At 57.8% G+C, this 19354-nt stretch carries 18 protein-coding genes; 10 read left to right on the forward strand and 8 right to left on the reverse strand.

The features are described 5' to 3' along the window. Positions 1–43 precede the first annotated feature (43 nt). The 5 genes from QN399_RS13005 to pcaR all read right to left on the reverse strand — a co-directional run bounded on the left by QN399_RS13005 (position 44) and on the right by pcaR (position 5385). Positions 44–1357: an MFS family transporter gene (locus QN399_RS13005; protein WP_322217878.1), complete on the reverse strand. Its 1314-nt coding sequence runs from the start codon at positions 1355–1357 to the stop codon at positions 44–46. 138 nt (positions 1358–1495) lie between these two features. Next, positions 1496–2701 (reverse strand): 3-oxoadipyl-CoA thiolase, encoded by a 1206-nt coding sequence (gene pcaF, locus QN399_RS13010; RefSeq protein ID WP_322217880.1) that lies wholly within the window; start codon positions 2699–2701, stop codon positions 1496–1498. Then, on the reverse strand, positions 2698–3477 hold the full coding sequence (locus tag QN399_RS13015; protein ID WP_330201021.1) for a CoA-transferase subunit beta: 780 nt from the start codon (positions 3475–3477) through the stop codon (positions 2698–2700). Before QN399_RS13015 ends, pcaF begins: the two co-directional genes overlap by 4 nt. Continuing rightward, positions 3478–4335, reverse strand: a complete 858-nt coding sequence (locus QN399_RS13020) for a CoA transferase subunit A (protein WP_322181670.1) — start codon at positions 4333–4335, stop codon at positions 3478–3480. 207 nt (positions 4336–4542) lie between these two features. Next, positions 4543–5385, reverse strand: coding sequence for a pca regulon transcriptional regulator PcaR (gene pcaR / locus QN399_RS13025; protein WP_219062179.1), 843 nt, complete (start codon positions 5383–5385; stop codon positions 4543–4545). Between the two features lie 902 nt (positions 5386–6287). Here pcaR and QN399_RS13030 point away from each other — a divergent pair. From QN399_RS13030 to QN399_RS13050, 5 genes are all read left to right on the forward strand, one after another. Next, positions 6288–6485, forward strand: a complete 198-nt coding sequence (locus tag QN399_RS13030) for a hypothetical protein (RefSeq protein ID WP_219062180.1) — start codon at positions 6288–6290, stop codon at positions 6483–6485. 240 nt (positions 6486–6725) lie between these two features. After that, a complete protein-coding gene (locus QN399_RS13035; RefSeq protein ID WP_322181673.1) occupies positions 6726–8198 on the forward strand; it encodes an inorganic phosphate transporter in 1473 nt (490 codons plus the stop codon). A 194-nt stretch (positions 8199–8392) separates the two neighbouring features. Then, a complete protein-coding gene (locus QN399_RS13040) occupies positions 8393–9505 on the forward strand; it encodes a glycosyltransferase family 1 protein (protein ID WP_322217882.1) in 1113 nt (370 codons plus the stop codon). Then, the gene (locus QN399_RS13045; protein ID WP_322181675.1) at positions 9498–10268 is read left to right on the forward strand and encodes a polysaccharide deacetylase family protein; all 771 of its coding nucleotides are present in this window, start codon (positions 9498–9500) and stop codon (positions 10266–10268) included. The genes QN399_RS13040 and QN399_RS13045 overlap by 8 nt, the downstream gene beginning before the upstream one ends. Next, positions 10265–11260 (forward strand): lysylphosphatidylglycerol synthase transmembrane domain-containing protein, encoded by a 996-nt coding sequence (locus QN399_RS13050; protein ID WP_322181678.1) that lies wholly within the window; start codon positions 10265–10267, stop codon positions 11258–11260. Before QN399_RS13045 ends, QN399_RS13050 begins: the two co-directional genes overlap by 4 nt. Here QN399_RS13050 and QN399_RS13055 read toward each other — a convergent pair whose 3' ends face one another. Together QN399_RS13055 and purU are read right to left on the reverse strand one after the other, a co-directional pair. After that, on the reverse strand, positions 11261–11443 hold the full coding sequence (locus QN399_RS13055) for a hypothetical protein (protein WP_322181681.1): 183 nt from the start codon (positions 11441–11443) through the stop codon (positions 11261–11263). Positions 11444–11544: 101 nt separating this feature from the next. Further along, positions 11545–12396 (reverse strand): formyltetrahydrofolate deformylase, encoded by an 852-nt coding sequence (gene purU / locus QN399_RS13060; protein ID WP_322181683.1) that lies wholly within the window; start codon positions 12394–12396, stop codon positions 11545–11547. A 361-nt stretch (positions 12397–12757) separates the two neighbouring features. Between purU and mvaT the strand changes: the two genes are divergently transcribed. Next, positions 12758–13135 carry a histone-like nucleoid-structuring protein MvaT gene (gene mvaT, locus QN399_RS13065; RefSeq protein ID WP_322181685.1) on the forward strand — a complete coding sequence of 126 codons (378 nt, stop codon included), beginning with the start codon at positions 12758–12760 and terminating at the stop codon, positions 13133–13135. A 126-nt stretch (positions 13136–13261) separates the two neighbouring features. Here the strand turns inward: mvaT and sbcB are convergent, their stop codons facing one another. Then, positions 13262–14692 (reverse strand): exodeoxyribonuclease I, encoded by a 1431-nt coding sequence (gene sbcB, locus QN399_RS13070; protein ID WP_330201022.1) that lies wholly within the window; start codon positions 14690–14692, stop codon positions 13262–13264. Between the two features lie 191 nt (positions 14693–14883). Here sbcB and QN399_RS13075 point away from each other — a divergent pair, with 191 nt between their 5' ends. Genes QN399_RS13075 through QN399_RS13090 form a run of 4 tightly spaced genes read left to right on the forward strand, consistent with a single transcriptional unit; the run spans position 14884 to position 19352 of the window. Next, a complete protein-coding gene (locus tag QN399_RS13075; protein ID WP_322181689.1) occupies positions 14884–15609 on the forward strand; it encodes an RDD family protein in 726 nt (241 codons plus the stop codon). Beyond that, positions 15606–16586: a stage II sporulation protein M gene (locus QN399_RS13080; RefSeq protein ID WP_322181692.1), complete on the forward strand. Its 981-nt coding sequence runs from the start codon at positions 15606–15608 to the stop codon at positions 16584–16586. The genes QN399_RS13075 and QN399_RS13080 overlap by 4 nt, the downstream gene beginning before the upstream one ends. Further along, the gene (locus QN399_RS13085; protein ID WP_322217889.1) at positions 16573–18162 is read left to right on the forward strand and encodes a DUF4129 domain-containing protein; all 1590 of its coding nucleotides are present in this window, start codon (positions 16573–16575) and stop codon (positions 18160–18162) included. Before QN399_RS13080 ends, QN399_RS13085 begins: the two co-directional genes overlap by 14 nt. After that, positions 18159–19352, forward strand: a complete 1194-nt coding sequence (locus QN399_RS13090) for a DUF4350 domain-containing protein (protein ID WP_330201023.1) — start codon at positions 18159–18161, stop codon at positions 19350–19352. Before QN399_RS13085 ends, QN399_RS13090 begins: the two co-directional genes overlap by 4 nt. Positions 19353–19354 lie beyond the last annotated feature (2 nt).

Genomic DNA, 19354 nt, shown 5'->3' on the forward strand with positions numbered 1-19354 from the left:
AGATGTGTATAAGAGACAGCCCTTCCGGGCGCGCGCGGATGGATCAATGATCGTGATGCAAAAACGCCGGTTGTTTCGGCAGGCGCAGGCTGAACAGGAAAGCGATCGCCATCATGACGGTCACGTACCAGTAGAAGTTGCTCTCCATACCCATATTCTTCAGGTTCAGCGCGACGTATTCGGCCGAGCCACCAAAGATCGCGTTGGCCACGGCATAGGCCACGCCGACACCCAATGCACGAACTTGAGGCGGGAACATCTCGGCTTTTACCAGACCGCTGATCGAGGTGTAGAAGCTGACAATCGCCAGCGCCAGAGTGATCAGGAGAAACGCCATAAACGGATTGGTCGTCGTTTTCAGCGTCATCAGAATCGGCACCGTACACAGTGTGCCCAGCGCGCCGAACCACAGCATCGAGTTACGGCGCCCGATCTTGTCCGCCAACATACCGAACAGTGGTTGCATGCACATATAAAGGAACAGCGCGCCGGTCATGATGTAACTAGCGGTTTTGGCTTCCATGCCCCCGGTGTTCACCAGGTATTTCTGCATGTAGGTGGTAAAGGTGTAGAAAATCAGCGAGCCACCGGCGGTGTAACCGAGCACGGTGATAAAGGCCGTTTTGTGATCCCTGAACAACGCCCGCATGCTCCCGGCGTCTTTGTCCTTACGCGTTTCTGCCGTCGTGGTTTCTTTGAGCGAGCGACGCAGGAACAGGGAAATCACTGCTGCGATGGCGCCAACCACGAACGGGATGCGCCAGCCATACGCACGCAGCTCTTCAGTACTGAGAAACTGCTGCAGGATGACCACTGTCAACACAGCCAGCAACTGGCCGCCGATCAGGGTCACGTACTGGAACGAAGCGAAAAAGCCGCGCTGCCCTTTGAGCGCAACCTCGCTCATGTAGGTTGCCGTGGTGCCGTATTCGCCACCCACGGACAACCCCTGGAACAGCCTGGCGACCAATAGCAAGGCCGGTGCCCACGCGCCAATCGTGCCGTAGGTCGGCAGGCAGGCGATGACCAGTGAACCACCGCACATCATCAGTACCGAGATCATCATGGAGTTCTTGCGGCCATGCTTGTCGGCCACCCGGCCAAACAGCCAGCCACCGATCGGACGCATCAGAAAACCGGCGGCGAACACGCCCGCCGTGTTAAGCAACTGCACGGTCGGGTCATCGGAAGGGAAAAAGGCCGGCGCGAAATAAATGGCACAGAAGGCGTAGACGTAGAAGTCGAACCACTCCACCAAGTTGCCCGAAGAGGCACCGACAATGGCAAAAATCCGCTTGCGACGCTCCTCCCCGGTGTAATGCACGGGCTCGGAGACGGTGGTACTTGTTATTGTCATTGGGAGTTCACTCTGAGGGGTAACTACCCCATTCTAGACACATTCTGTAACCGACTGACCTCTCAAAACGCAATCATCCAGAAGAGGGTCCGACTCTTGTGGAGGCGGTCCTTTCCTGAATGCTTTAAAACGTTGTGATCAGACTCTTTCGATGGCTAACGCCAAGCCTTGCCCGACCCCCACGCACATGGTCGCGAGCCCTTTCCGGCCACCGGTTTTTTCCAGCTGATGCAGGGCCGTCAGAATCAGACGTGCGCCACTCATGCCCAAAGGATGACCCAACGCAATCGCCCCACCGTTGGGATTGACCTGCGGAGCATCGTCGGCGAGACCCAGTTCACGCAACACAGCCAGGCCTTGGCTGGCGAAGGCTTCGTTGAGTTCGATCACATCGAAATCAGTCACGGCCAAGCCAAGACGCTCGACCAGTTTGCGAACTGCAGGCACCGGACCAATGCCCATCACGCGCGGAGCGACTGCCGCGCTGGCCATCCCCAACACCCGAGCCCGGGCGGTCAAACCATGCTTTTTCACGGCATCGGCAGAGGCCAGAATCATGGCTGCCGCGCCATCATTGACGCCTGAAGCATTGCCAGCGGTGACGGTCTTGTCTGCCCCGTTGACCGGTTTAAGCTTGCTCAGGGTTTCCAGGCTGGTATCGGCACGAGGGTGTTCATCGTGCGCGACAATGGTTTCGCCTTTTTTATGCGTAACACGCACCGGCACGATTTCTTCAGCGAAATAGCCTGCGGCCTGAGCCACGGCCGTGCGCTGTTGGCTGCGAAGGGCGAAAGCATCCTGATCAGCACGAGAAATCTTATAGTCATCAGCGACGTTGTCGCCGGTCTGCGGCATGGCATCGACGCCGTACTGAGCCTTCATCAATGGGTTGATGAAGCGCCAGCCAATGGTGGTGTCTTCCAGCTTCATGTTGCGCGAAAACGCGGCATCAGCCTTGCCCATGACGAAAGGCGCGCGGGACATCGACTCAACACCGCCAGCAATCGCCAGCTCCATCTCACCGCTGGCGATGGCGCGGAAGGCTGTACCGACCGCGTCCATGCCCGAGGCGCAAAGACGGTTGAGGGTCACCCCGGGAATGCTCTGCGGCAGGCCCGCCAACAAAGCGGCCATACGCGCCACATTGCGGTTGTCTTCACCGGCCTGATTCGCGCAGCCGAAAAACACTTCATCGACCTCGTCCCAGTTCACCGACGGGTTACGCTCCATCAGCGCTTTGATCGGCAGTGCAGCCAAGTCATCGGCACGCACCGTCGACAGGCCACCGCCAAAACGGCCAATCGGTGTACGAATCGCATCACAGATATAAACGTCACGCATCATGCTTCTCCCGGTGCCTGACCATGAGCGATGGCGGTACGCGCTTCCAGATCACGCAAAGCGGTCAATTCTGTTTCGGTAGGTTCAGCCGAGTACACGACATTCTCGGCAAAGCGCAATTCCCAACCGGTGGCGGCGATGACTTGCTCGCGAGTCACGCCTGGATGCAGGGTCGTGACCACGAACTCATGGGTACCGGCTTCAGGTTCCATGATGCACAGATCGGTGATGATCCCCACCGGACCGGCACCGGACAAACCGAGTCTCTTGCGTGAATCCCCGCCTTCGCCGTGACCGACAGACGTGATGAAGTCGAGCTTGTTGACGAACGCCCGCGCCGATTGCTTGAGGATGATCAACACCTGCTTCGCGGAACCGGCAATCTCCGGCGCACCGCCAGCTCCCGGCAAGCGGACCTTCGGATTGTGATAGTCGCCCACCACGGTGGTGTTGATGTTGCCAAAGCGGTCAACCTGAGCGGCACCCAGAAAACCGACGTCGACCCGGCCACCTTGCAACCAGTAGCGAAAAATTTCACCGGTGGAGACAACAGTGTCGGCGGTTTCCGCCAGTTCGCCGTCGCCAATCGACAGTGGCAGCACGTTCGGCTTGGCGCCGATCGGGCCGGATTCGTAAATCAGCACCACATCCGGCGAGGACGTCAGGCGGGCCAGGTTCGCGGCCTTGGAAGGCAGACCGATGCCGACGAAGCAGACCGAGCCGTTCTTCAAACGACGGGCTGCAGCGACTGTCATCATTTCATTGGTGGTGTACGTCATTTATTGAGCCTCCGAAACGCTAGCCAACCGGGCTTTGAATTCATTGAAATCAGCGGTGCCGTGGATATAGTCGGCAATCCACGCAGTGAAGCTGTCACGGTCGCGGGCAATAGCGTCCCAGGCTTGATAGAAGCGGTTATCACGCTCGTAGTAACCATGGGCATAGGATGGATGCGCACCACCGGGGACCAGGCAGACGGCGCTCAGGGCCCAGGTCGGCAGTACGCAAGCGTTCATCGGGGCCTTGAGGTCATCAACGATCTCCTCAACCGTGACGATGCAACGCTTGGCCGCCAGTGCCGCTTCTTTCTGCACACCCAGAATGCCCCACAGCAGCACGTTGCCTTTACGGTCGGCTTTCTGCGCATGGATCACGGTGATGTCCGGGCGTATAGCAGGGACCGCCGCCAGCACTTCACCGGTGAAGGGGCAGGTGACCGTTTTGATCATCGGGTTGACCTTGGGCAGGTCGGAACCGGCGTAAGCCCGCAGCACCGCGAAAGGCAGCCCGGACGCACCTGCAACATAGGCGTTGGCAAGGTCCGCGTGGCTGTGTTCTTCGATTTCCATCGCGTGCGGCCACTGTTTCTCGACCGCGTCACGCAAGCGATGCAAGGAGCCAACACCAGGGTTGCCGCCCCACGAGAAAATCAGTTTTTTCGCACAGCCAGCACCGATCAATTGGTCATAGATCAAGTCGGGGGTCATGCGTACCAGGGTCAGGTCTTTTTTACCCTGACGAATGATTTCGTGGCCCGCAGCAGTGGGTATCAGATGGGTGAAGCCTTCCAGTGCAACGATGTCGCCATCGTTGACGAATTGCTTCACGGCATCGTGCAGAGAAAGAATTTCAGCCATGGAGTTGCTCCCGATCTCGCATCACAATCAATAAATAGCGCAAGTGAGCTGCGCTGGAATGCGAATCAGGTTATGCCTGAGCGAAGGGGCAAACAATCCGATAATCGACTAACTGTTCGTTAATCGCACAAATTAAAGAAGGCGACTGAAGACTGAAAGTGCCCGCTCTTCGCGAAGAGATCGAACAGGCACCCTGTATTCAAAATGTCAGGTAAATAGCTGTGTACTCAAATCGCGGCTAGCATCGAGCATGATCGGCAGAAAGCGTTGCTCCAATTCACTGCGGGCCACGCGTCCAGCGCTGGTGCTGACGTTGAGTGCGGCCAACACTTGGCCGGAGGCGTCATATACAGGGACGGCAATCGAGCGCAGGCCTTGCTCGAGTTCCTGGTCAACGATGCACCAGCCCTGCTGGCGAACCTGCTGCAGGCATTCCAACAAGTCCTCGGGTGTCGATAACGTGCGACTGGTTTTAGGTTGCAGGTCGACGTGATCGAGGTATTCACCGAGCGAAACATCGTCCAGCGCGGCCAACAGAATGCGCCCCATGGACGTGCAATAGGCGGGTAACCGTCCGCCCACCGAGAGGTCCACCGAGATCAATCGCTGGGTCGTGGCCGAGCGGGCTATATACAGAATATCGTCGCCTTCGAGGGTCGCCATGTTGCAGGCCTCATGCAATTGATCGCTCATGCGGTCCAGATAAGGCTGGGCCGAGATCGCAAGCGGCGTCGATGATAGATAGGCATGCCCCAACGTCAGCACTTTAGGCAACAGCGAGTAGGTCCGGCCATCACTGGTGGCGTAGCCCAGCTTGATCAACGTATGCAGGCAACGGCGTACCGCCGCGCGGGGGATTTCCGTGCGATGGCTGATCTGGGCAATCGTCAATTGACGCTTACGCTCCTGAAAGGCATGGATCACCGCCAAACCTCTGGCCAGGGACGTCATGAAATCCGGGTCGCCGGTCAGCGCCTGAATCCGCTTGGCCGGTGACGCCACAATCGGCGGCGCCAGCGAGGCAAATGAGTTGCGCAGTTGATCGTTCATCCCAAACACCGCCTATCGACGCCTTTTCAGGCCGGATACAAAGCCCTTCACAACGTTTCACTAAGGAATTCATCGGGCCCGTCTCGGGCGATTATCGAACCAATGACCGATAATCGCAATTGACCCATCGCCTTTATCCTTATACCTTTCACTCGCCGCTTAAGTGGCTTCTTGGAAATACTGGTCAGGTACCCACGAGAAGTCCATTGGTACGGCCTTGCCCACGAAGCGAGGCCGTTTTCTTTCAGCGCCGTACACGAGCGCAACGCTACCCGATACGCAGCCTCTTCCGGCACCACGGAAGAACCGCTGCGCTATTGTTTCTGATGCGCCCTGTCTGCCCCTGCGCGCTGTGCCACAAAAACCGTGGCTTATACCCGTGCCCCTACTGATCATCCTCAATTGGAAACAGTCTGTGGCCCGGGCATGAAGTTGTAGTGGTATTCAATCGCCGTCTAAACTTCAGAACTGTCGTACAGAAAAAGAGTACTGATGGAAGACATATCGTAACAATCGCGCACATAAAGTTGACGGCACCGAACATCTTGGAGATAGTGTTCTTCGGTTGACTGGCTATAATGCCCCGCAGTGATTGAAACTCCAGCGCGCTAAGCGTGGATCCAGTCACGTGGACCCTGCACTGACCCGGTGCACGATCCAGACAGTCCGCGGATGAGATACCGAGCCATTGATAGCCACCGCGCTTGTAATCCATATCTGTTGCTACGACAGCTGTTTTTTCTGGTGCCCGTAGCCGCGAGCAGCAAGAAGGTATTTACACGTAGTGTGTAAAGGAATGTCCGACTGTTTAAACAGCCCGGCAGACTGGACATCGCCGGTGTAAGCACTTCCCGCGCTCTGCGCTGTCACCGGAATTAATCTCGACATTATTAGGTAACACTGTGACGAAAGATGAACTGCGCGTGGAACTTGAGCGCCAGGAACAACGTTACAAGGATGTATACGGCGGGGAAGTCACCACCTACGCCGCACAACCAGAGCCCGAACGTAAGCCTTGGCGCAAAAGAGCCAGCCTTCTCGATCAGGCGTTCAAGCAAGAACTGCAAAAAATGGAAAAAGACCTCAAGGAAGAACCTTAGCCTTTGCGGCTAAAATCAGTAGCGGTTTACGGTGCGCCACCTTCTTGATGGGCGCAGAGCTCGTTTTTACTGAGGTTTGAGGCAACTTTGAACCAAAGGCTGTCTTCCCGACAGCCCTTTGGGGCGGTAGCTGTGGCCATCCATTTCGTTTAATGATGTAACCAATGAGCAGCAAGTGCATCGATTTATAGGGTTTTCTGGCATAATCGCGCCCCCTTACGACCGGGTCAGAAGATTTTCATGATCGATTTATTCAGCGGGCTAGATGCTTGGGTGCTTGTGAGCTTGCTGCTTGCCCTGGCCTTCGTTCTCACGTTCGAGTTCATCAACGGCTTTCATGACACCGCTAACGCGGTAGCTACTGTCATCTACACCAAAGCCATGCCGCCCAACCTGGCCGTATTCTTTTCCGGTTTGTTCAACTTTCTGGGTGTATTGCTGGGCGGTGTAGGCGTGGCCTACGCCATCGTCCACTTGCTGCCCGTCGAACTGCTGATCAACGTAAACACCGGCCATGGCCTGGCCATGGTGTTCTCGCTGCTCGCGGCGGCGATTACCTGGAACCTCGGCACCTGGTATTTCGGGATTCCGGCATCCAGCTCGCACACTCTGATCGGCTCTATTCTGGGAGTCGGGCTCGCCAACGCATTGATTACCGGCATTCCGCTGGCCGACGGCGTGAACTGGCAAAAAGCGATCGACATCGGTGCGTCGCTGATCTTTTCGCCGCTGGCAGGCTTCATCGTTGCCGGTTTGGTGTTGCTCATTCTGAGATGGTGGCGCCCGCTGTCCAAGATGCACAAAACGCCGGAGCAGCGCCGCAAGATCGATGACAAAAAACACCCGCCTTTCTGGAACCGTCTGGTATTGGTGGTTTCCGCCATGACCGTCAGTTTCGTACACGGCTCCAACGACGGTCAGAAGGGTATCGGCCTGATCATGTTGGTCTTGATTGGTATCGTACCAAGCCAGTTCGTTCTCGACCTGAGCAGCACCACCTATCAGATCGAACGGACCCGGGATGCAACCCTGCACCTGAGCCAGTTCTATCAGCGCAACACCGACACCCTGAGTGAGTTCCTGGCCTTGGGCAAATCGAAGGATGGCGACTTGCCGGAGCGCTTCAGCTGTAACCCGACGCAAACCGAGCCGACCATCAACGCCCTGCTCAGCACGCTTAAAGGTGTCGTCGATTATCACGCTCTGTCGACTGAAAGCCGCATCGAAGTGCGTCGCTACCTGCTCTGCATGGATGACACTGCCCGAAAAGTCGGCAAACTTTCCAACTTGGCACCTCGTGAAAAATCCGACCTTGAGAAGCTGCGCAAGGACCTGACGGCGACCACTGAATATGCGCCGTTCTGGGTCATTCTTGCCGTCGCCCTAGCGTTGGGCCTGGGCACCATGATTGGCTGGAAACGCGTGGTACTGACCATAGGTGAAAAAATCGGCAAGCAAGGCATGACCTATGCCCAAGGCATGTCGGCACAGATCACCACCACCTGCGCGATCGGCCTGGCTAACGTTTTCAGTCTGCCGGTTTCGACCACCCATATCCTGTCCTCTGGCGTTGCCGGGACCATGGTCGCAAACAAAAGCGGTTTGCAAGGCGGCACGGTGCGCGCCATTATCCTGGCCTGGGTCTTGACCCTGCCAGCGACCATCGCACTGTCGGCTGGCTTGTTCTGGGTGGCGTCAAAAGTGTTGGCTTAAACAGTAAGACTCAAGAAAAGCGCCCTGTTCGGCGCTTTTTTTTGGCCTGTCAGCCTGGATTCTCAGCGATCAAACAAAGTAGCACCGAACGTTTAATTTTGGTGCTGCCACACCAGCGCCTCACCTTTTTGCACCGAACATCTATTCTTCTCAGTGGTCAACCTTAGGAACAACCACGCTGCGGAGGGATTGCCGTGCATATCGCTGACATGACCATGTTCTACGCACCAGCCAGCGGTGGCGTGCGCACTTATCTAGATGCAAAACATCGTCGTTTGGGACGTTATTCAGGCGTTCGTCACAGCCTCTTGATCCCCGGCGCCAGCCTGAGCCACAAAGACGGCATTTATAAGGTACCGGCGCCGGCCCTGCCCTTCGGTAACGGCTATCGCTTCCCTCTCCGCCTCGCACCGTGGCGCAATGTCCTGAAAGATCTGCAGCCCGACGTGATCGAAGTCGGCGATCCCTATTTAACCGCATGGGCCGCACTGGACGCGCGTCGCCAACTGGATGTACCGGTCATTGGTTTCTATCACTCGGATTTACCACTGCTGGTCAGTAATCGCATCGGTAATTGGCTCGGCACTAATGTCGAGACCTACGTCAGCAAGTTGTATAACAATTTCGACCGGGTCTTGGCGCCCAGCACCATCATGGCCGACAAGTTGATCCGATTGGGCGTCGAGAATGTGCACATGCAACCGCTGGGCGTGGACCTTGTGACATTTACACCAACCCTTCGCGATCCATGCCTTAAAGCCGAGCTAGGCCTCAACGAAGACACCCGTTTGCTGATTTTCGCCGGACGCGGATCGCGTGAAAAAAACCTGCCCGTGCTGCTCGACTGCATGAAACGACTGGGCGCTGGCTATCACCTGTTGTTGGTCGGCTCGCACATGCCAGATGCAGTTCCGGACAATGTGTCGGTCATCGGTCATTTCTGCCCCGCCAGCGAAATCGCCCGTTTGTTGGCCAGCGCCGACGCCTTACTGCATGCAGGCGATCAGGAAACCTTTGGCCTGGTGATTCTCGAAGCCATGGCCAGCGGCATTCCCGTCATTGCTGTGGCTGCTGGCGCCTTTTCCGAAATCGTCCCTGAAGCGTGCGGCCTGCTCTGCGAGCCGAACAATCCATTGTCAATGGCCAGCGCCGTACGAGAATTATTCAGCCACAACAGCGTGCAAAAAGGCTACCAGGCGCGACAGCACGTAGAACAGCGATACGCGTGGGACACTGTGGTCGAGGGCCTGCTTGAACACTATCAAGCTGTCCTGGGCAGCCGCTTACCGGTGCTCGCTCATGGCTGACATCGAACGTAGCGTATTGTTGGTGCTTCATGATGTGGCGCCCGAAACCTGGACCGATTACCAGCCATTTGTTCAAGCCATAGACGCTTTGGGCAATATCCCAATGACTCTGTTAGTGGTTCCCGACTTTCATAAACGCAATGCGGTAAGCACTGACAATCACTTTCAGCGCGTGCTGGAAACTCGTATTGCCCACGGCGATGAACTGGCGCTGCATGGCTACTACCATTGCGACGATAGCCCGCCGCCGCGCACACCGCGCGACTATTTCATGCGGCGCATTTTCACGTGGGAAGGCGAGTTTTATGCTCTGGACCGGGATGAGGCGTTGGTACGACTGCATGCCGGAATCGAATTATTTCAGCGCTTAGGCTGGCCGCTCCATGGGTTCATTGCCCCCGCCTGGCTGATGAGTGAGGGCACGCGAGACGCCTTGCGCAGCTTGCCTCTGCACTACACCAGCGATGCTCAGCATTTGTATCGGCTGCCGGACTTCGCCCGGATTGAAGCGCCGGGCATTGTCTGGAGTGCCCGCAGCCCTTGGCGTCGCGGCGTGTCGAAAATCCTCAGCGGGCACCTCGAACACAGGTTTCAGGCGGCATCGACCATTCGATTGGGCTTACACCCGGTCGACATGCGCCATGAGTATGCCCGCCGCTACTGGCTACAAATCCTGCAACGACTGATCCAGAGCGGCCGTACGCCCATGACCAAGGCACACTGGCTTGCCACACAGCATCCAGCCATGAGGTCAGCCGCGTGAAACGACTTGCCTGGTTATTGGCAGGGCTGCTCGCCGCCCTACTGATTCCGCTTGTGTTGGGTGGCAGTGAGATGTTCCTGCGCCTGCGCAGCTTCCCTCTGGACCTGCTATTGGGAATGCTTGGCATGATCGCCGCGTGCTGGGGCCTGAACTCGCTACGCTTGCGTCTATTGCTGGGTGACAGCGTGGGCGGGCTAAGTCCGCTGAAAAGCCTCGGGGTGGTCATAGCCACCGAGTTCGCGATTTGCGCAACGCCGGGCGGCAGTGGCGGGCCACTGACATTAATGACATTGCTGTCGCGCAATGGCATACGCCCGGCTAAAAGCAGCGCGGTCTTCGCCACTGACCAACTCAGTGATCTGCTGTTCTTCCTGTGTGCCCTGCTTGGCATTCTGCTGTATGCACTGTTTCACGAACTCAGTCAGAAGCTGGAGTGGATGCTCAGCCTGAGTGTGATTCTGATGCTTGGCGGATTGTGCCTGGGCATCGGCTTCGCCCGCTACCATCGGCAGATCATCAAACTCAACGGGGGCCTGCTCAAACGCGTCAACACCAGTGCCACGACTCGTCGGCACTGGGCACGCAAACTGCTGCATTTTCGTGATGCGTTTGTCGACACGCTGAAGATGCCTCGGCAAAAACTGGCGCAGGTGTTCGTGCTGACCTGCCTGCATTGGGGCTTGCGTTACAGCGTGTTGTATCTCGCCTTGCATGGTTTGGGCGTGGACATAGCGTGGGCCTGGAGTTTTCTGATTCAAATGCTGTCACTGAGTGCGGGGCAACTGAGCCTGTTGCCGGGTGGCGCAGGCGCTGCAGAACTGACATCGGCGGCACTGCTGGCCCCCATGGTGGGTAAGTCCACGGCAGCTGCGGCGATCCTGATCTGGCGGGCGGTGACGTACTACTTCTACTTGATCGCCGGTGGGCCGGTGTTTTTACTATTGGTCGGACGACCGTTGCTGAACAAGCTGATACGCCTCAAACACGCCTGATTATTTTTTCGGTGTGCCCGTTGGCGCCTCAGGCGCTTGCTGCAATTGCCGCCAAAGCTCGGCGGCACCGTTGAAGTCCGCACCGTCCTCCAGACCCAGCGCCTCCGGGTCATAACGACTCAGGCAGCCCTCGCCAAGCGTGGGCGGTGCTCTCGATGTGGCTTTGTCGAGTGGATCGGTCATCTTCGCCTCCATCGCTATGCCTTCGCGAATAAACTCACCCCACAGCAAACCTGTGTGAGAGCGGATTTATTCGCGAATGGCAGTAAGCCAGGTACTTGAGACTAGTCGAACACGACCGTCTTGTTGTGATGCACCAGTACCCGATCTTCCAGGTGGTAACGAAGCCCGCGAGCCAACACCATCTTTTCCACGTCGCGACCGAAGCGCACCATATTTTCGATGCTGTCACGGTGGCTGACGCGTACCACGTCCTGCTCGATGATCGGCCCCGCGTCGAGTTCTTCAGTCACGTAGTGACAGGTCGCACCAATCAGCTTCACGCCACGTAGCGAAGCCTGGTGGTAGGGCTTGGCCCCCACGAACGACGGTAGGAAGCTGTGGTGGATGTTGATCACCCGATGCGCATATTCACGGCACAATTGCGGCGGCAGAATTTGCATGTAACGCGCCAGCACGACTACGTCCGCCTCATGGTGCTTGACCAGACGCGAGACTTCGGCAAACGCCGGCTCCTTGTCCTTTGAGTCCACCGGAACATGGTAATAAGGGATGTTATGCCACTCGACCATGCTGCGCAGGTCTTCATGGTTGGAAATCACACAGGCGATTTCGCAGTCCAGTTCATCGGTGTGCCAGCGGTGTAGAAGATCTGCCAGACAGTGCGATTCACGACTGGCCATCAACACCACGCGCTTTTTCTGCGCCGAGTCCGTGACGCGCCAGTCCATGGAGAACTCTTCGGCAATCGGCGTGAACGCCTTGCGAAATTCTTCAAGTTCCAGGGGGACTGTGTCGGCACGAATCTCGTGACGCATAAAGAACCAACCACTGAGATTGTCCGAGTGATGGCTCGCCTCGGTAATCCAGCCATTATAGGCGGCCAAAAAGTTACTGACTTTAGCAACGATGCCGACGCGGTCCGGGCAAGCAATCACCAGCCGAAAAGTGCGCATGAGGGAAAAACTCCAGAACTTCGCAAAGGCCGCCATTCTAGCGATTACGCAGAGAAACTGCAGTACTCCTCTCGCCGAGTCTGAAACCGCCGAGGTCATTGGGGCCCGCGTCCTCAGGCAGCGCCGCTTTCCATGATAGCTGTCTACTCAGCACCGACTAATGCCCTGCATTAGAAAGGGCCATTATGGCGATATCCTTCAGCGCCCACGGTACAACATCTAATGTCGTCGCACTGTTGCGCAGGGCCTATTTTATAAATAATTGCCCTAAAACTTTTCTTTAATGTTTACTTGATCAAACTGTCTGACTATTATTGCATCACTGCGTCCCTGCCACCCTCTGAACATAAGGTACCCCTTCATGTCCCTGATCAACGAATACCGTGCCACAGAAGAAGCCATCAAAGAACTGCAAGCCCGTTTGAAAAGTCTGTCGCAAGACGACAAACTGCAAACTGAGCTTGAATTTGAAGGCAAGCTGCGCACCCTGATGGGCGAATATCAAAAATCGCTGCGCGACATCATCGCCTTGCTTGATCCAGAGTCCAAAGTTAGCAAGACTCCTCGCGGCGCCGTGAAGACTACCGGCACCAAGCGTGCGCGCAAGGTCAAGCAGTACAAGAACCCGCACAACGGCGAAGTCATTGAAACCAAAGGCGGCAACCACAAGACTCTGAAAGAGTGGAAAGCCAAGTGGGGCGGTGATGTAGTTGAAGGCTGGGCAACTCTGCTGGGCTAAGTGAACACCGGTCGTCAGCAATGACGGCTCATAAAAAAACGCCAGCTTGCTGGCGTTTTTTATTATCTGCCGTTTATGGCCTGCCACGCATTACAGAAAATGCCCCTCCCCCAACCAGATGGCCCTTCAGAGGCTGAAGCGCTCGCGCAGTTGCTGGGCGTAATCCTGCCATTGGCTCAATACCTTAAGCTGGGCTGGTGTAGCACTAAGGGACAACTCAACCAGGGATTTCGTAAAACTTTGTAATGTATTAGGCGCTCCGCTCTCAGCCCGCGATAAGCGCTGCTGACAAAAGGTATACCAGCGCTGTTGCTCCTCGACAGTCAAGGTGTTGGCAAAGTTCCTCGCGCGGTATCTGAATAATAATTCAGGCAGACGCTCATCATCAAAAGGCCATTCGTCGCGGGCCAATTGTTCCGGCTCGGCAGTGCGTACTTGCTCACACAACCGTCGATCACGGTCACCGAGGAACCCGTCATATAACTGCTGCTCCGGGTCTTCACTGGGCGTAAAATTTTCACGGCCATAAACGGCTTTCACTTTATCCTGCCAAAGTTCCTGCGCGTCTGTTAACTGCTGCGCGCGCGCCTGATACTGGGCCATGTCCAATTGCAAACGCTGCTGATCTTCGGCACGCAGCACGTTGAGCGGCGCGACCACCGGGCAGCGGTTTATATGCAACAGCTTGAGCGGCACCGGCAATTCACCGTCGGCAAGATCATCTCGCCGGGTATATAAGCGCTGACGCAATGTATCGGCGTCCTGCTCAAGCAACGGCGCAGGGTCCTGGTGTAAATCACAGACAATCAGCGCATTGCGATTGTGCGGATGCCACGCCAGCGGCAATACCACACCCAAGTAACTGCGCGCAGCGGAGAAGCGCCCGGAGATGTGAACCAGCGGCTGCATCAAACGGATCTGTTCCTGCACTCGCTGCTTGCTGCGTAGCTGAAACAAATAGTCATACAGTTTCGGCTGCTTCTCACGAATCAAACGCGCCAAGGCGATCGTAGCGCGCACATCGGACAAGGCATCATGAGCCTGACCGTGATCGATGCTATTGGCGGCGGTCAGACGCTCAAGTTTCAAGGTCACTCGCCCCTCCTCCTCGGGCCAGACGATCCCTTCCGGGCGCAACGCATATGCCGTTCGCACGACATCGATCAAATCCCAACGGCTATTACCGCCCTGCCACTCCCGCGCATAGGGATCGAAAAAATTGCGATACAGGCTGTAACGGGTCACTTCGTCGTCGAAGCGCAGGGTGTTGTAGCCTGCGCCACAGGTGCCTGGTGCCGACAACTCAGCATGCACCCGGGTCATGAAGTCGGCTTCACTCAAACCCTGTTCGGCCAGGCGGTCAGGGGTGATGCCGGTGATCAGGCACGCTGCCGGGTGCGGCAGGATGTCCTCGCTCGGCTGACAGTAGAGGTTAATCGGCGCAGCGATCTCATTGAGCTCAGCGTCCGTGCGGATACCGGCAACCTGAAGCGCACGATCATTGCGCGGGTTGATGCCAGTGGTTTCATAGTCGTACCAAAAGATGCTGGAGGTCACGGGCTATTCCTGAACAGAAGACCGGCAAAGTGTAGGGGGTGCGCAGCATAAATGGCCAATCGGCTGATTCAGGCACGCAGCGGATACATTTACTCACACGTCTTGTACCTATCCGTTTGGAGAGTCTGGTTGCTTCGATGGCCCGTGCTGGCTAGCATCGGGCTTTGTCTTCAGGCGTGCATCACTCGATAATGTCCTTCCCCCCAGCTTTACCAAGGAGTGCTGCGCCGCACATACCATTGGATACTCGCGCCCGTATCGAAACCCCGGAAGGCATCGATCTGATCCTGCGCCCGGCAGGCCTGGTGCCGCGCACGCTGGCGTTTACTCTCGACCTGTTGGTTCGTGCACTGGTCATGGGCGGGCTATTTATCTTCCTCAGCCTGTTCGATAAGTTCGGCATGGGCCTGAGCGCGCTTGTGCTGTTTCTGGGGACGTGGGGGTACATGGTCCTGTTCGAGGTGCTGAATCAAGGGCGCACTGTCGGCAAGCAGATCATGGGCCTTCGCGTGGTTCACGACGACGGCACGCCGATTGGCTGGCCAGCGTCATTGACCCGCAACCTGCTGCGTTTCGTCGACATGCTGCCCTTCGGTTACTTTCTGGGTGCCGTGAGCTGCTTGCAGCACCCCACTTTCAAACGTCTGGGCGATCTGGCCGCAGGCACATTGGTAGTCTATTGCGACCCGCCCGGCGTGCGCCCGACGCTGCCCCATGCGCTGCCGCTGATTGCCCCATTCGCCCTGACCCTGGACGAGCAGCGCGCGCTGTTGGGCTTCGCTGAGCGGCAGGCCAGCCTGTCCGCCGAGCGCACGCAGGAGTTGGCCGCGATTCTTGCGCAGCCCTTGCAAGTCCCCGCAGATCAAGCCGTCGCGCACCTCAATGGGATCGCTCGCGGCCTGCTGGGGCCGACATGAAGCAATCCCTGTTCGAAAGTCGCCATCAACCTGACTGGCAGCGCTTCGCCGAACTGCTGGACGCGCTGGAGCACGGCAAAGCCGAGAGCAAGGCCTGCGAGGCCTTCGCCAGCGACTACCGCCGAATCTGCCAGCAATTTGCCTTGGCGCAAGAGCGCGGCTACAGCAGTCATCTGGTCGACCCGCTGCAACACTTGGCGATGCGCGGCCATCAACAACTGTACCGGCACCGCAGCCAACTGGGTGCGCATCTGTTGAGTTTCGTCCTCGCCGACTTTCCGAGACTGGTCAGGACGCAATGGCGTTTCGTGCTGGTCGCCAGCCTGCTGTTTTTCGGCAGCCTGATCGGCATCGGCCTGTTGGTGTATGTCTTTCCGGACCTGGTCTACAGCGTCGTCAGCCCCGCGCAGGTGACCGAGATGGAAAGCATGTACGACCCGGCGGCGCGGCGCATCGGTGAGGCGGCGACGCGAGGCTCCAGCGAAGACTGGATGATGTTCGGTTATTACATCATGCATAACATCGGGATCGCTTTTCAGACCTTCGCCACCGGACTGCTGTTCGGCTTGGGCAGTCTGTTTTTTCTGTTTTTCAATGGTCTGATGATCGGCGCGGTGGCCGGCCATCTCAGCGGAGTCGGCTACGGGCAGACCTTCTGGTCATTCGTCATAGGCCATGGTGCTTTTGAGCTCAGCGCCATTGCCCTCGCTGGCGCCGCAGGCCTCAAGCTGGGCTGGGCTTTGCTTGCGCCCGGGCCTCTACCGCGCAGTGAGGCGCTGCGGCTGGCGGCAAAAGTGAGCGTGCAGTTGATGTGTGGGGTCATGTTGTTTCTGCTGATCGCGGCCTTTATCGAAGCCTACTGGTCATCAATGACAACTTTTCAACCGCTGACCAAATACCTTGTCGGCGCCTGCCTGTGGGGGCTCGTCGGGGCGTACCTGATCTTCGCTGGACGGAGTGGCCATGCGCCTGACTGACGCCAGTGTCGTGATTCGCCCGCGCAATCCATGGGAAGCCATCGACCTTGGCGTGCTGCTGGCTCGCGAGCATCGCGGCTTACTCATGGCCAGTTGGGCCGTCGTTACGCTGCCGATCTTCGCCGTGCTCAGCGTGGTGTTCTGGAACGCGCCAACGATTGCGATCCTGGTGTTCTGGTGGCTCAAACCAGCCTTTGAGCGCCTGCCGCTGCTGATTCTTTCGCAAGCGATTTTTGGCTCGACGCCCAGCCTCAAGCAAGCCCTGAAAGCCTGGCCAAAAGCACTCAAGCCGCAGTTGCTGGCCAGCCTGACCTGGCGCCGATTGAGCCTCAGCCGCAGCTTCAAACTGCCGGTGCAACAACTTGAACACTTATCCGGCCCGGCACGCCAGCAGCGCATCGGCATTCTCAGCCAACACAACCTGCGCGCCGCACGCTGGCTGACATCGGTCGGCAGCGCACTGGAAATGACCTTATGGCTCGGGTTGATGAGCGTCTTCTATTTGTTGATCCCACAACAGGTCGAACTGAACTGGAGCTGGAACAGCCTGCTCGACATCGAAGGCAACTGGCACTGGCTCGAACACCTGAGCAATGCTTTTTATGCTTTGATCCTGATTTTCTGGGAACCGATTTATGTGGCCAGCGGCTTCACTTTGTACCTGAACAGGCGCACCGCGCTGGAAGCCTGGGATATCGAACTGGTGTTGCGCCGTTTGCGCCAACGCCTGATCGGCAGCGCCTATGTCATGTTGATCGGCCTGGGCCTGGTTTTTTCAACACCCACCCCGTCCGCCTGGGCTACGGAGCAAAGCTATAGCTGCCCATTGCCACCGCTTGATCCTGCATCACCCGAACACGCCCCCACCGGGCCGGACAGCCCACGCCTGACTCATCAGGCACTGACCAGCAACGCCGCACGCGAGAGCATCAACGCGCAACTGGCACAACCGCCGTTCAAGAACCCCAAGACCGTGACCGGTTGGCGCTTGATCGAAGACAAAGCGGCTAGCAAAGCGGAAAAACCTGCGGAATCAGCCCAGTGGCTACTGCGCTTGATCAACTGGCTGGCGCGTATCGCCAGCGTACTTGCCCATGTGTTTGAAGTGCTGCTGTGGGCAGGGGCGATCATCCTGGTCAGCGTATTGATCTGGCGATACCGGGCCTGGATCAGCACCTTCGTCAGCCGTCGCCAAGGCCCGGAAAAGACTCAACGCAACGTCCCCCGGCAATTATTCGGTTTGCAGGTCAACGCCCAAAGCCTGCCCGATGACGTGGCTGGCACCGCCGAACGCCTGTGGGCCACTCAACCCCGCAAGGCCCTGGGCCTGTTGTATCGAGCGCTGCTCAGCCGCCTGTTGACCGACTACCAGCTGCCGCTGAAGAATGCCGACACCGAGGGCGAGGTCTTGCAGCAGGTTGCGCAGCTCAAACAGCAGGCATTGCACGAGTACAGCCAACACTTGACTGAACACTGGCAGAACCTCGCCTATGGCCATCACCTGCCCCCAGCGCATCTGCAGCAGGAACTGTGTGACGGCTGGCGGCAACTGTTCGGTTCGGGGCTCCCCCGATGACCAGACGCAACACACTGCTGATTGGCCTGCTATTAATCGTCGCGCTCGGGCTGGCCGGCCGTTATCTGTACACGCACCTAGAGCGTTACACCGAGGTCATCGACCAAGGTCCGTCGCCCGACGTACGCGGCAATCCCTACCTGGCCGCCGAAAATTTCCTGCGCCAACGCTCGGTGCCGGTCCAGGTCACCGATGCACTCCAGAACTTGCCCGACGCGCGTCAGGAGCCGCAGACCCTGATGCTCCTCGCCAGCCGCGAGAACATGACGCCCCGGCAAGTCGAGCGACTGCTGGACTGGGCCAAATCCGGCGGTCATCTGCTGTTCGTCGCCGAGCAACTCTGGGATGAACAGAAAGGCCGCAGCGGCGACCTGCTGCTGGACCGGGTGCAGATTCACCAATTCCTCAGCGCGGACCTGCAAACACAGGACCGGGCAAAAGCCATCGTGCCCAGGCAGCCTGCCCCCCTGGCGCCGACGGACTACCCAAGCCTGACCAAGCTGTACCTGGAAAACGAAGACGACCCGGCCTATTTCAGTTTCGATACTGACTTTCACCTGGACGACCCCAAGGACCGTGCTCAGTCCTGGGCCAACAGCGGCTCGGCCACGCACATGATGCAACTGGCCTACGGCGACGGTTTGATCACCGTCCTGAGCGACAGCGACCTGTGGAAAAACAAGACCATCGCCCGCTACGACAATGCCTGGCTGCTGTGGTATCTGACGCAGGACAGCTCGGTGACGATGTTGCTGCAATCCGGGCACGCTGATTTGTTCAGCCTGTTGCTGCGGTATTTTCCGGAGGCGTTGACCGCGCTGATGTTGCTGATCACCTTGCTGCTGTGGCATGCAGGCCAGCGTCACGGCCCGCTGCAGGCCCCGGCCTCCCGTGCGCGTCGGCAATTGACCGAACACCTGCGCGCCAGTGCCGATTTCCTGCTCAGACGCAGCGGTCAACAGGTCCTGTTGCGTGGATTGCAGCAAGACATCTTGCGTCGCGCCCGACAGCGTCATCCCGGTTTCGAACACCTCGGCATCGCCGACCAATGGCATGTGCTTGGGCGCCTGACGCGCCAACCCACCAGCGCTGTCAGTCAGGCCCTGCGCCCACGGCCCGCTCAGCGACTGTCCAGCGCAGAATTCACCCGTCAGGTTGCCCACCTGCAAACTCTCAGGAATGCCCTATGAGC

It is taken from the genome of Pseudomonas sp. 10C3, from assembly GCF_036346185.1.
Lineage (GTDB): Bacteria > Pseudomonadota > Gammaproteobacteria > Pseudomonadales > Pseudomonadaceae > Aquipseudomonas.